This is a genomic window from Blautia sp. ZXY-1-C6 (assembly GCF_056339875.1).
Genome location: NZ_JBWJVQ010000239.1, coordinates 1 through 12674 on the forward strand (window position 1 = coordinate 1; position 12674 = coordinate 12674).

The following is a 12674-nucleotide window of genomic DNA, read 5'->3' on the forward strand; positions in this document are numbered from 1 at the left end:
AGTAATCGGAATGGTTATAGTGGTAGTAGGACTTGTAAAAAATGGCTGGTATATGAATGAATTATCCATGTGTTTTCTGGGAATGGGAATCCTGATGGGAATCTTTGGTGGTATGAATGAAACAGAAATAGCAGAAGAGTTTATCAATGGCGTAAAGGATATTGCATTTGCAGCTATGGTAATTGGTTTTTGCAGTGGAATCATGGTAATTGCGCAGGATGGAATGATTATTGATACTATTTTAAATGCATTAAGTGGACTGGTAGAAAAATCCAATAATGTTGTTTTCTCGGCAGTGATGTATGTGGTTCAGTCTTTACTGACATTGTTAGTACCGTCCTCCTCAGGACTGGCAGCATTATCTATGCCAATCATGGCACCTTTATGTGACCTTCATGGTGTAAATCCGGAAGCGGCAGTTACAGCTTTACAGTATGGAAATCAGTTGACAAACCTTATGAGTCCAGTAGCAGGAACAACAGTAGCGGGGCTTGCAATCTGCAAGATTTCATTTGGACAGTGGTGGAAAACTATCTGGAAAATGTTTTTGATCATGGCTGTTATAGCAATTGTATTCTGTACAATTTCAGCAGGATTATAGAAAACTATAAAATAAAAAATATAAATAAAAGGAGATTATTAAAATGAACAGACCAGAAGAATTAATCAAAAAAATCTATGAAGAGCAGGGACAGATTAAAGATGTATTTTTTACAGCATGTGGAGGTTCTTTAGTGGATCTTTATCCGGGATTCTATTTTATCAATGCAGAATCAGAAACTATGCACTCTCATTGGCTTACAGCAAAAGAGTTGATTGTATCCCCATCCAAATTTCTGAAAAAGGGTGCACTTGTAATTCTTTGCTCTCATGGTGGTAATACAAATGAAACTGTAAATGCAGCGAAACTTGCCAAAGAACGTGGTGCAGCAGTGATTACTATGACACATAATCCAAATTCTATCTGTGCACAGGAAGATATGAATCCAGTCGTATATAGCTGGGAAGATGATACAAATGAAAAAGAAAGACCGCAGGGAATTGTAATGCGTGTTCTTAATGAACTGATGAAGTTACAGGAGCCATCTTATACAAAATATGAAGCTGTACTGGATGGACTTGAAAAAGCTGACGGTATTGTCCGTGCAGCAGTAAAGAAAGTACAGAACCGTACATGGGTATTTGCTGAGAAATATTTTGAAGAGCCGTTCCTTTATATTATGGGCTCTGGTGCTTCTTATTCACAGGCATATGGTTTCTCTATCTGTTCTCTTCAGGAAATGCAGTGGATGGATTGCTGCTATCTGCATTCCGGTGAATATTTCCATGGGCCATTCGAATGCACAGATGAAGACCATCTCTACATTCTTCTTATGGGAACAGGTGCAGCCAGAGTTATGGATGAACGAGCACTTACTTTCCTGAAAAAATACGGAAAGAAATATGAAGTAATTGATGCTAAGGAACTTGGAATTGATGCAATTGACGAAAGCGTAAATGAATACTTCTGCCCAATGGTATTCTATGCAATGTCAGTAGCATATCGTACAGGTTTACAGGACAAGAGAAGACATCCTCTTGATATGAGAAGATACATGGGTGTTGTAGAATATTAATATTCTTTCGTAACAAGTCTGGCAGATATGAATCTGCCAGATGAAAAAGGAGAAGAAAAATGGTAAAGTATAATACAAAAGTACTGGGATTTGGTGATAATGTAGTTGATCTGTATGAACATTCTCATATGATGTATCCAGGCGGGAACTGTGTAAATCTGTGTGCATATTCCAAAATGTTTGGTGTAGAGAGAGCTGCATATATGGGATATTTTGGAAGTGATGACATTGCAGAATTTGTAATTTCAGTATTAAATGAACTTGGAATTGAAACTGTAAAGTGCAAACAGTTGGTAGGAGAAAACGGATGGTCTAAATGTACACTTCGTGATGGAGACCGTATATTTGGGGATTATAATGAAGGTGGAGTAAGAGGAAAGACTCCGTATATTCTTGACCGTTTTGACCTTGAATATATGAAAGAATTTGATTTTGTGCATACGGGAAATTATTGCTATACAGAATCACAGCTGAAAGTTATGAAAGAGGCTGGTATAAAAATTTCCTTCGATTTTTCTGATGACTCTTCCAAAGAATATTATGAAAAATATGCACCATACATTACATATGCATTTTGTTCTTTTGACGGAGATGATGAAGCAGCAAAAGAACATCTGAAATTTATTCATTCCCTGGGACCGGAGTTGGTATCTCTTACCAGAGGTTCTAAAGGCTGCATTATGTATGATGGTGAACAGTTTTATACACAGCCGGCAACACTTATTGACAATGTGGTAGATACAATGGGTGCCGGAGATTCTTTTTTGACCTCTTTTATGGATTGTTATATTGATCAGCTGAAAAGAGGAACTGACAGACAGGAAGCAATCCGTACTTCTTTAAAAGAAGCTTCTAAATTTGCAGCACATGTATGTACACTCAATGGTGCTTTTGGATACGGAAAACCATACGAGGATTAGAAATATAATATATAGAGTGAATGACAAAGAGGAGAAAATATATGCTGTACCATGGAAATGCAATGGATTACATATATGAGACTCCTGATATCCTGCAATACATATTGGAAAATAAGAAGGAAATTCTTGAGGACAGCAACAGAGTGCTGAAAGATAAGAAAATATCAGAAATTTACCTGACAGGTTCAGGATCTTCTTATAATGCAGCAGTAGCTGTAGCCGATTTTGCAAAGAAATTACTGGGTATACGGGTTACACCTGTATACCCAGTAATGCTTATAGAGGATTATGAACTTATTTCAAAAAGCGCAGTGGTAACAGGAATTTCACAACAGGGAACCAGTGCAGCAGTCATAAAGGCACTGGATGATGTTAGAGAGCGCGGCATTGTCACAATTTCAATGACCGGTGAATATGATACGGAAATTACCAGACATGCAGATGCTAACATATATATTGAATGTGGTTATGAAGATGCTGGTGCAACAACCAAAGGTTTTACGGCAACAGTATTGACTTTGATGATATGGATTATTGATACTGCCGAAAGCATTGGAAGGATTACAGAAAAAGAAGCTGAAAACTATAAAAAGCGAATAGATGTTGTAATAAAGAATATGAAAAATATTCTGCAGATAAGCAAACTCTGGTGCTCAAAAATATCAGAGAAACTAAAAGATAATGAAGATATGATACTTATTTCCGGTAATAAAATGAGGAGTTTGCTACTGGAGGGAATATTAAAATTTTCTGAGACCTGCAGATTTCCGGTGAGGGGATATGAGGCAGAAGAATTTATGCATGGTATGTATAATGCTGTCACTTCAAAAACTAACTTTTTATATATTTTTCCACCTAATGGTTATGAAAGAAATCGAATGGAAAAATTGTTCGATTATTATACAAAGCAGGGTTACTGTTTATTTGGGATTAATTCCAAACAGGTAGATGAAAATATAAAATATATACTGAACTGTAAATTTACAGACGATCCTGAGTTTTCAATTCTGGAATATATTCTGCCTGTACAAATGTTGTTTGTTATGACATCACGGGCAAGAAAGATAGATTTGAATATTCCGTCAGATCCTGATTTTCATAGATATATGGGTAGTAAACTGGAAAAATAGGAAAGTGAAATTATATGGGTATTATTGAGCTGTGAACAGGTAACAGAAGAAAGCATGGAGGATAAAATGGAGAAATTAATCAACAGAGAACAATTGGCAGGTATGAATATTCATTATTTATTTTATTCATTGGAATATTTTCTTGATGCACAAAAAGAAGCCGGATTTAAAACAATTGAGTTATGGCCTGGAACACCGCATTTCTTTTTAAGCTATATAGAATATTCTGACTGTAAACATGTCAGAAAACTTCTTGATGAAAGAGATTTGACTGTGAAGGTGATTACACCGGAAAATTGTACATACCAATATCAGTTCGCTGCACAGGAAAAAGAGCAGTTTGAAAAAAGTATGGCATATTTTAAGAAAGCTCTGGATGCCGGTGAAGAATTGGGTGTAGAAACAATGGCAATCAATTCAGGATGGGGATATTGGAATGAAGACAGGGAGGAAGCCTGGAAACGTTCAAGGGAAATGCTGTCTGTTCTGGCAGAATATGCCAAAACAAAAAATATCCGACTGGCAATGGAATCTCTTCGTCCGCAGGAATCCAACCTTGCTACTACGGTATATGATGTAAAAAGAATGCTGGATGAAGTAAATCATCCAAATCTGAAAGCGATGATTGATACCACAGCAATGGGAGTTGCCGGTGAAACAATTGATCAATGGTTTGATATACTTGGAGATGATATTATCCACATGCATTTTATTGATGGAAATCCTTATGGTCATCTGATTTGGGGGGATGGAACGCATAATCTTGAGGAGTTTCTGAAGGCAATCAATCGTCATGGATATAAGGGATATCTGGGACAGGAAATTACAGAATTTGACTATTTTAAAGATCCGGCTAGGGCAGATAAACAGAATATGAAAGCATATGAAACATTTATACGCTAAAACTCACATTATAGGAGACCAGCTATGAGTGATAAAATGAGAATAAAAATTTTTTCATGCATCATGCTTACTCTGTTTTTCTTATGTGCATGTAGAACGCAGAGTGTCTATGCTAAGGAAAAGATAACTGTCGGAACGAATGCAGAATATGCACCGTTTGAATATCTGGACAGTGATGGAAATCTCACGGGTTTTGATTATGAACTTCTGGAAGCAATTGCCCAAGAAGAAAATCTGGAATTGGAATGGAAAGATATGCCCTTTGATTCTTTGGTTGGTTCTATGGAAACCGGAAATATTCAAATTATTGCGGCAGCGATAGGACCAACAAAAGAAAGGGAAAAAAGTGTAGATTTTTCGGATGTTTATTATACGGGATCCCAGAGTATTGTAAGCAGTCAGAAAACACCTTTGTATGATTTTGCTGGATTATCCGGGAAAAGAGTAGCAGTTTTGGAAGGATCCCAGAGTGATTTCATTGTATCCGGAGAGAATACAGACTATGGTGTTGTTGAAAATGCAACAGTTGTCCGCTTTAAAAACGCTGCAAGTGCAGTAATGGAACTGAAAAACGGAGGTGTAAATGCTGTCTTAATTGATACTATTATGGCAGAGATTTACTGCAGACAGAATGATGATATTGTTTATCAGAAAGTGGATGGAACGGAAGAGGATACAGTGTATTGTATTGAAAAAGGAAATACAGAACTTTTAAATACAGTAAATAAGGGACTGAAAAAGTTAAAAGATAATGGAGAATATGACCAGATTTATGAAAAATTTTTCTCAGGAGAAAATGATACAACGCAAGTTCAGATAGCAGATAACACAGGAATAATTGGAACTTTCAAATTTATTTTTCTGCAGGATAACCGTTGGAAATATTACCTGAATGGACTACAGGTTACGCTCCTGGTTTCAATCATGTCAGTACTTTTGGGAACTGTGATTGGATTAATGGCAGCAATGATAAAATTGAATGCCGATCGTAAGAAAAAAGAAACTGTATTGTCGAGGATTATCCATATATATGTAGATGTGATTCGTGGAACCCCTTCGGTATTACAATTGATGATCGTGTATTTTGCTGTCTTTCATAGCCGGTTGGGATATGTGGCAGCAGTTGTGAGCTTCGGGATTAACAGTGGTGCCTACGTGTCTGAGGTGATACGTGCCGGAATTATGGCAGTTGATAAAGGACAGCAGGAAGCCGGAAGATCTCTGGGACTTGGATATAAAGATACAATGAGATTTATTATTATTCCACAGGCTTTAAAAAATATTCTGCCTGCAATGGGAAATGAATTTATACAGTTGATTAAGGAAACTTCCATTTTGGGATATGTAGGTATTATGGATCTTACCAAAGCTTCTAGTTATGTTTCATCAAGAACCTATCAGATGTTTATACCATTGATAACTGCTGGAATTATGTATTATCTGATTGTGAAAATACTCTCTATATTTCTCGAAAAGATGGAAAGGAGAATGAGACAAAGTGATTAGTGTACATAATCTGAAAAAATCTTTTGGAAATGTGCAGGTTCTCAAGGGTATTAATATAGAAATACGAAAAGGTGAATGTGTCTGTATTATTGGCCCTTCAGGATCTGGAAAATCTACTTTTTTGAGATGCCTGAATCTTCTGGAGGTACCAGATGAAGGAGAAATTATTATAGAAGGGGAGCGCATTCTGGAAAAAAGGAAAGATATTGATAAATATCGAGAAAATGTAGGAATGGTATTTCAGCATTTCAATTTATTTCCAAACATGACAGTGCTGAAAAATATAACTCTTGCACCTGTAAGATTAGGAAAATGGAAAAAAGAAGAAGCGGATGAAAAAGCAATAGGACTGTTAAAAAGAATTGGGTTGGAGAAGAAAGCACTGTCTTATCCATCAAAGCTTTCCGGAGGTCAAAAACAAAGGGTTGCGATTATAAGAGCACTGGCTATGAATCCTGAAATTCTTTTATTTGATGAACCAACTTCAGCATTAGATCCTGAAATGGTAGGAGAAGTACTTGATGTAATGAAGAAATTGGCAGGAGAGGGAATTACAATGCTTATAGTTACCCATGAAATGGGATTTGCCAGAGAAGTGAGTGACAGGGTATTGTTTTTTGATCAGGGAGCTATATTAGAAGACGGTTCTCCAGAAGAAGTATTTGAAAAGCCACAACATAAGAGAACGAAAGAATTTCTTGCGAAAGTTTTATAAAATTCGAGTTACAAAAAGAAGATAGTGTTATGGTTGGTGTAATGTAAAAAACAAAAAATTCACAAAAAACATCTTGACCATCAAAGAAACACAAGTTATAATCCCCTATATAAAAATTTTCGTACAAAGAGCAGACAATGGGGTCTGAGAAAGAATCCCATTGCCTGCTCTTTTTTGTGTACTGCGAGGATTTTTATTACTGTTCACACACCACTATCCCGCGAGGTGTTTTGGCATGAATACGCCAAAATCCCGAGACATACAAGCCAAAATTCCATTGCCGCAGGCAATCTGGAATGAATTTTGGCTACGTTACTGAGAACGGAGTGAACAGTAACAGATTTTTGCATATTATAATCCGCACAATTCGAGAGGAGGAATATCATGAGGCTGAATCCCAAAGAACAGGAAAAATTAATGCTTCATATGGCAGGAAATCTTGCAAAAGAGAGAAAGGAAAGAGGTCTGAAACTGAATTACGTGGAGGCACTTGCGTATATCAGTTCTGAACTCCTGGAGCTTGCAAGAGATGGTAAAACAGTAGTAGAGCTGATGCAGCTTGGAACCAAGATTCTTACAAAGGATGACGTAATGGATGGTGTTGCTGATATGATCGGTGAAGTTCAGGTAGAGGCAACATTCCCGGATGGAACCAAGCTTGTGACAGTACATAATCCAATTCAGTAAGGAGGAGAATGAGCATGAAGATCGGTGAAATTATGGCCGCAGATCGTGAGATCACACTTAATGAAGGCAAGAAAACAGTGACAGTAACAGTGGCAAACAAAGGCGACAGACCGGTTCAGGTCGGTTCTCATTTTCACTTCTTTGAAGTAAATAAATGCCTTTCTTTTGACAGGGAAAAAGCCTATGGATATCATCTGGACATTCCTTCAGGAACATCTGTAAGATTTGAGCCGGGTGAAGAAAAAGAGGTTCAGCTTACAGAAATAGGCGGCAGACAGAGAGTATTCGGACTGAATGATCTCACCCGCGCCCAGGCAACTGACGATACAAAAGCAGCATCCATGGAAACTGCGAAATTAAAAGGATTTCTGTAAGGAGGGACAATAATGAGTACAAAAATTTCCGGAAGCAAATATGCGGCAATGTATGGCCCGACTACAGGAGATAAGGTACGTCTGGCAGATACAAGCCTTGTGATCGAGGTAGAAAAAGATTATACAACCTATGGAGACGAAGTAAAGTTCGGCGGCGGCAAGACAATCCGTGACGGTATGGGACAGTCTGTAAAAACCTGCAGCAAAGACGGAGATCTGGATTTGGTAATTACCAATGCATTGATCGTAGACTCTACAGGAATCGTAAAAGCAGATATCGGTATCAAAGACGGCAAGATTGCAGGAATCGGTAAAGCCGGAAATCCGGACATCATGGATGGCGTCACACCTGGAATGACAGTGGGTGCATCTACAGAAGCACTTGCAGGAGAGGGAATGATCGTAACTGCAGGTGGAATTGATACCCATATCCATTTCATCAGTCCGCAGCAGATCGACTGTGCATTATACAGCGGTGTAACTACTATGATCGGTGGTGGTACAGGCCCTGCAGACGGTACAAATGCGACTACCTGTACACCTGGACCATGGAACTTAAAAATGATGTTAAAGGCAGCCGAGGAATACCCGATGAACTTAGGCTTCCTTGGAAAGGGTAACTGCTCAGACGAAGCTCCTCTCATTGAGCAGGTCAAGGCCGGAGCTATGGGACTGAAGATTCATGAGGACTGGGGTGCAACACCTGCAGTTATCAATCACTGTCTGAATGTGGCAGATGAATATGATGTACAGGTTGCCATCCATACAGACACATTAAATGAAGGTGGATGTGTGGAAGATACACTTGCAGCCATCGGCGGCAGAACTATCCATACTTATCATACAGAGGGTGCAGGCGGTGGACATGCACCGGATATCATCCGCGCAGCAGCAGCTCCGAACGTACTGCCATCCTCCACAAACCCTACAATGCCATATACAGTAAACACTTTGGATGAGCATCTGGATATGCTGATGGTCTGCCATCACCTTGACAAGAGAATTCCGGAAGATGTTGCATTTGCAGATTCCCGAATCCGTCCTGAGACAATTGCAGCAGAGGATGTTCTTCATGATATGGGTATCTTCAGTATGATGAGCTCTGACTCTCAGGCTATGGGACGTGTAGGTGAGGTTATCACACGTACCTGGCAGACAGCAAGCAAGATGAAAGATGAGAGAGGTGCACTTCCGGAAGATGCAGGACACGATAATGACAACTTCCGTGTAAAACGTTATATCTCCAAATATACCATCAACCCGGCGATCACACATGGTATTTCCCAGTATGTGGGCTCTGTGGAAGAAGGTAAATTTGCAGACCTCGTTCTCTGGAATCCAGTATTCTTTGGTGCAAAACCGGATATTATCATCAAAGGCGGTATGATCATTGCATCTAAGATGGGCGATGCAAATGCATCCATTCCGACAACACAGCCGGTTCTCTATCAGCCAATGTTTGCAGCTCATGGAAAAGCTAAGAATGAAGCTTGCCTGACCTTTGTATCCCAGGCTGCCATGGATGAGAATGTAAAAGAGAAATACGGTCTTGAGAAAACTGTAGTACCTGTAAAGGGATGCAGAAATATCAGCAAAAAAGATATGGTATTTAACGACAGAACACCGGAACTGACTGTAGATCCGGAGACATATAAGGTTACTGTTGACGGCGAAGAGATCACTTCCAAACCGGCAGAGAAGCTTCCGCTGACACAGCTTTACAGTCTGTTCTAAACAACTTTAAACCATTACATTCTGGTTATCTGATCATAAAAATGATATTCGCAGGACTGTTATTTATGGAGTTTTGTGAGAACTTTTATAAGAACTTACCAAACAATATAATGACAGTCCTGTCAGTATAAAATTCTGATTTTTATATGAAAATAAGCTGGATTTATTCATCTTGTTATGCGTGTTGAATAAAAGTATTTCCACTTACGAAATATAAACAGAAAAATATACTGAAGAAGCAGGAGAGGAGAGAATATTATGTTAGGAGTTTGTCTTTTATTCGTAGGAATCGTACTGATCAACAATGGTATGTGTTCTTTATACAATGTAGACGGAAAATCAACCGCCATTATGAACATCTTTACAGGTGGTCTTTCTTTATTTATTAACTTTGTCAATCTGGTGCAGGGCAATTATTATGCAGCAGGAACAGGACTGCTGTTCTGTTTTACCTATCTTTTCGTAGCCCTGAGTAAATTCCTGAAAGCAAGCCCTATCCCATTTGCATGGTTTTCTACTTTTGTAGCCATCAATGCGGTGATCTTCGGTACAATCGAGGGATTTACAGGAAGCACTGCACTGGGAATCACACCGGATCTGCGTTGGGCAGCAATCTGGTATCTGTGGGCAATTCTCTGGGGAACTGCTTTCGTAGAAGATATCTGCGGAAAGAAACTGGGAAAATTCGTTCCATATCTTCAGGTATTTGAAGGAATCGTAACTGCATGGGTTCCTGGAGTTATGATGTTACTTCAGATTTGGTAAGAAAACAATCAATAAACCTTATCAATTGAAGAACAGGTGGTATTAATAAAACATAAAGCAGATTCTGGAGGTTGAAAATAATGCTGTGTGAACAGGTTTTAGGAAAGCTTCATGACTTTGATACTACAGGAAAAACAATAGAATATGTAGATATTGAATGGCACGAAGCATTTAAGAAAATACATAAAAAAACAACAGACAAAGGAACAGAAGTGGGAATTCGCATGGACGATTCCATTCTCGCCAGAGGTCTGTATCAGGATGATGTGATCTACGCAGATGATGAGAAGCTTGTAGTGGTAAATACACCGCCATGCGAAGTTATCCGTGTTTCTCTGACTCCGGGACATGAGAAAATGTCTGCAAAAGTCTGCTACGAAATCGGAAACAGACATGCACCGCTTTTCTGGGGAGAGAATGATACGTTTATCACGATCTATAACGAGCCAATGTTTGTTATGCTTCAGAAAATCCATGGAGTTCAGGCGGAGAAAGAAGTGCTGAAGCTGGACTTTGACAGGAGAATTTCTGCAAGTATTCATAATCATCATCATTAATAACAACGGAGGTTCTTCATGTCAGAAAAACAGTTCTATCTTCTACAGGTAAATGATGCGCTGTTCCCTATTGGAGGATATTCCCACTCCCAGGGACTTGAGACTTATATTCAGCGTGGAATTGTCCACAATGTAGACACAGCCAGAGAGTACATCACTCACAAAATCAAATGGAATCTTGCGTATACAGAACTTCTGGCAGCCAGACTTGCATACGAAGCTGCAGAGAAAAAAGACCTGCAGGAACTTCTGTACCTGGAAGAACTTCTGGAAGCATCCAGAATTCCTATGGAACAGAGAGAAGCTGCCAGAAAAATGGGTTCCCGTTTTGCCAAGACCATTGAAAAGCTTGGACTTTCCATCAGTGAAACAGGGATTTTCAGGGAATATCTGGATGCGAGAAAGGGAAAAGCAGTAAATCATTGCTGTATTTACGGAGTTTTCTGTGCAGAAATGCAGATTCCTCTGGAAGAGGCGCTGACACATTATCTATATGCCCAGACATCTGCAATCGTCACCAACTGCGTAAAAACAATCCCCCTCAGCCAGACATCCGGGCAGCAGCTTCTGAGCGGATGCTATGGGGAATTTGATGAGATATTAAAGGATGTCATGAACAGAAGCGAGGAGGACTTATGTCTCTCTGCACCTGGATTTGATATCAGAGGAATCCAGCATGAGAAGTTGTATTCCAGGCTATATATGTCGTAGCTTGAATTTGGTATTAGGTTATTCCAGGCTCAAGCGTGGATAGAAACAGAATCATGTGTATAATATGAAATCTTCAAAAATAATATGTGGAAAGTCAGTAAACAGATTATAAGAAGCTATAAACAAGTAAAGTAGAAAAGAGGAAATCGGTTATGTCATACGTAAAAATCGGAGTTGCCGGACCTGTGGGTTCCGGAAAAACAGCACTTATTGAAGCACTGTCAAGAAAGATGGCAAAGGATTACAGCATTGGTGTCATCACAAATGATATCTACACAAAAGAAGACGCCCAGTTCCTTGCAAAGAACAGCGTTCTTCCTGTAGAGAGGATCATTGGTGTAGAGACAGGCGGATGCCCTCACACAGCCATACGTGAAGACGCTTCCATGAATCTGGAAGCAGTAGATGAGATGATGGAACGCTTCCCTGATATTGAACTTCTTTTTATCGAAAGCGGCGGAGATAACCTGTCTGCAACATTCAGTCCGGAGCTGGTAGATGCAACCATCTTCGTCATTGATGTAGCAGAAGGAGATAAGATTCCGCGTAAAGGCGGTCCTGGAATCACACGTTCTGATCTTCTTGTAATTAATAAGATAGACTTGGCTCCATATGTAGGTGCAAGTCTTGAAGTAATGGAAAGAGATTCCAAAAAAATGCGTGGTGACAGACCATTCCAGTTTACAAATATCCGCGGAGATGAGAACGTAGATAAAGTGGTAGAGTGGATCAAGAAAAACGTACTCCTGGAAGGAATGTAAAGGAAAATGCCTATGGATAACAAATTCGGAAAAATATCCCGCATCAGCGCCTGCGCAGCCTTAAAAGACGGAAGGACTATTCTGGAAGATCTGTCTTTTACAGCACCATACAAGATCATGATGCCTTTCGAAAAAGAAAACGGTGGGATCCAGATCATGCCGCTCTGTGCTTCCGCAGGAATTATGGCAGGCGATTCCCAGGAATTTTCCTATCATGTAAAGGAAGGCGCAGACCTGGAAGTCCTGTCCCAGTCCTTTGAGAAAATCCACAAAATGGACGAAGGCTCAGCCGCCC

At 39.4% G+C, this 12674-nt stretch carries 15 protein-coding genes; all 15 read left to right on the forward strand.

Annotation, left to right across the window (positions count from 1 at the left end):
* A partial coding sequence (locus tag AC075J_RS15155) for a Na+/H+ antiporter NhaC family protein (protein WP_476390474.1) occupies window positions 1-601 on the forward strand: 601 nt, incomplete at its 5' end.
* A 43-nt stretch (window positions 602-644) separates the two neighbouring features.
* A complete protein-coding gene (locus AC075J_RS15160; protein WP_055058814.1) occupies window positions 645-1616 on the forward strand; it encodes an SIS domain-containing protein in 972 nt (323 codons plus the stop codon).
* Between the two features lie 59 nt (window positions 1617-1675).
* On the forward strand, window positions 1676-2536 hold the full coding sequence (locus tag AC075J_RS15165) for a PfkB family carbohydrate kinase (protein WP_025577722.1): 861 nt from the start codon (window positions 1676-1678) through the stop codon (window positions 2534-2536).
* A 104-nt stretch (window positions 2537-2640) separates the two neighbouring features.
* Window positions 2641-3666 (forward strand): SIS domain-containing protein, encoded by a 1026-nt coding sequence (locus tag AC075J_RS15170; RefSeq protein ID WP_476390475.1) that lies wholly within the window; start codon window positions 2641-2643, stop codon window positions 3664-3666.
* A gap of 66 nt (window positions 3667-3732) precedes the next feature.
* Window positions 3733-4569: a sugar phosphate isomerase/epimerase family protein gene (locus tag AC075J_RS15175; protein ID WP_055058823.1), complete on the forward strand. Its 837-nt coding sequence runs from the start codon at window positions 3733-3735 to the stop codon at window positions 4567-4569.
* Between the two features lie 24 nt (window positions 4570-4593).
* Window positions 4594-6075 carry an ABC transporter permease subunit gene (locus tag AC075J_RS15180; protein ID WP_081026552.1) on the forward strand — a complete coding sequence of 494 codons (1482 nt, stop codon included), beginning with the start codon at window positions 4594-4596 and terminating at the stop codon, window positions 6073-6075.
* Window positions 6068-6790, forward strand: coding sequence for an amino acid ABC transporter ATP-binding protein (locus AC075J_RS15185; protein ID WP_055058812.1), 723 nt, complete (start codon window positions 6068-6070; stop codon window positions 6788-6790). Before AC075J_RS15180 ends, AC075J_RS15185 begins: the two co-directional genes overlap by 8 nt.
* A gap of 384 nt (window positions 6791-7174) precedes the next feature.
* Window positions 7175-7477, forward strand: a complete 303-nt coding sequence (ureA, locus tag AC075J_RS15190) for an urease subunit gamma (RefSeq protein WP_008705098.1) — start codon at window positions 7175-7177, stop codon at window positions 7475-7477.
* A gap of 14 nt (window positions 7478-7491) precedes the next feature.
* Window positions 7492-7851: an urease subunit beta gene (gene ureB, locus AC075J_RS15195; RefSeq protein ID WP_195480774.1), complete on the forward strand. Its 360-nt coding sequence runs from the start codon at window positions 7492-7494 to the stop codon at window positions 7849-7851.
* 12 nt (window positions 7852-7863) lie between these two features.
* Window positions 7864-9585, forward strand: coding sequence for an urease subunit beta (gene ureB, locus AC075J_RS15200; protein ID WP_008705097.1), 1722 nt, complete (start codon window positions 7864-7866; stop codon window positions 9583-9585).
* Window positions 9586-9843: 258 nt separating this feature from the next.
* Window positions 9844-10350 carry an AmiS/UreI family transporter gene (locus tag AC075J_RS15205; RefSeq protein WP_008705095.1) on the forward strand — a complete coding sequence of 169 codons (507 nt, stop codon included), beginning with the start codon at window positions 9844-9846 and terminating at the stop codon, window positions 10348-10350.
* Between the two features lie 80 nt (window positions 10351-10430).
* A complete protein-coding gene (locus tag AC075J_RS15210; protein ID WP_055060022.1) occupies window positions 10431-10907 on the forward strand; it encodes an urease accessory protein UreE in 477 nt (158 codons plus the stop codon).
* A gap of 18 nt (window positions 10908-10925) precedes the next feature.
* On the forward strand, window positions 10926-11618 hold the full coding sequence (locus tag AC075J_RS15215; RefSeq protein WP_008705090.1) for an urease accessory protein UreF: 693 nt from the start codon (window positions 10926-10928) through the stop codon (window positions 11616-11618).
* A gap of 152 nt (window positions 11619-11770) precedes the next feature.
* Window positions 11771-12379, forward strand: a complete 609-nt coding sequence (ureG, locus tag AC075J_RS15220) for an urease accessory protein UreG (protein ID WP_008705089.1) — start codon at window positions 11771-11773, stop codon at window positions 12377-12379.
* Between the two features lie 12 nt (window positions 12380-12391).
* Window positions 12392-12674, forward strand: a 283-nt coding sequence (locus tag AC075J_RS15225) for an urease accessory protein UreD (RefSeq protein WP_476390476.1), incomplete at its 3' end; no start/stop codon positions are given.

What these genes read in the sequence shown, in the direction of transcription:
- AC075J_RS15160 (WP_055058814.1), top strand. Translation starts at nt 645, where the DNA reads ATGAACAGACCAGAAGAATTAATCAAAAAAATCTATGAAGAGCAGGGA.
- AC075J_RS15165 (WP_025577722.1), top strand. Translation starts at nt 1,676, where the DNA reads ATGGTAAAGTATAATACAAAAGTACTGGGATTTGGTGATAATGTAGTT.
- AC075J_RS15175 (WP_055058823.1), top strand. Translation starts at nt 3,733, where the DNA reads ATGGAGAAATTAATCAACAGAGAACAATTGGCAGGTATGAATATTCAT.
- AC075J_RS15180 (WP_081026552.1), top strand. Translation starts at nt 4,594, where the DNA reads ATGAGTGATAAAATGAGAATAAAAATTTTTTCATGCATCATGCTTACT.
- ureA (WP_008705098.1), top strand. Translation starts at nt 7,175, where the DNA reads ATGAGGCTGAATCCCAAAGAACAGGAAAAATTAATGCTTCATATGGCA.
- ureB (WP_195480774.1), top strand. Translation starts at nt 7,492, where the DNA reads ATGAAGATCGGTGAAATTATGGCCGCAGATCGTGAGATCACACTTAAT.
- ureB (WP_008705097.1), top strand. Translation starts at nt 7,864, where the DNA reads ATGAGTACAAAAATTTCCGGAAGCAAATATGCGGCAATGTATGGCCCG.
- AC075J_RS15205 (WP_008705095.1), top strand. Translation starts at nt 9,844, where the DNA reads ATGTTAGGAGTTTGTCTTTTATTCGTAGGAATCGTACTGATCAACAAT.
- AC075J_RS15210 (WP_055060022.1), top strand. Translation starts at nt 10,431, where the DNA reads ATGCTGTGTGAACAGGTTTTAGGAAAGCTTCATGACTTTGATACTACA.
- AC075J_RS15215 (WP_008705090.1), top strand. Translation starts at nt 10,926, where the DNA reads ATGTCAGAAAAACAGTTCTATCTTCTACAGGTAAATGATGCGCTGTTC.
- ureG (WP_008705089.1), top strand. Translation starts at nt 11,771, where the DNA reads ATGTCATACGTAAAAATCGGAGTTGCCGGACCTGTGGGTTCCGGAAAA.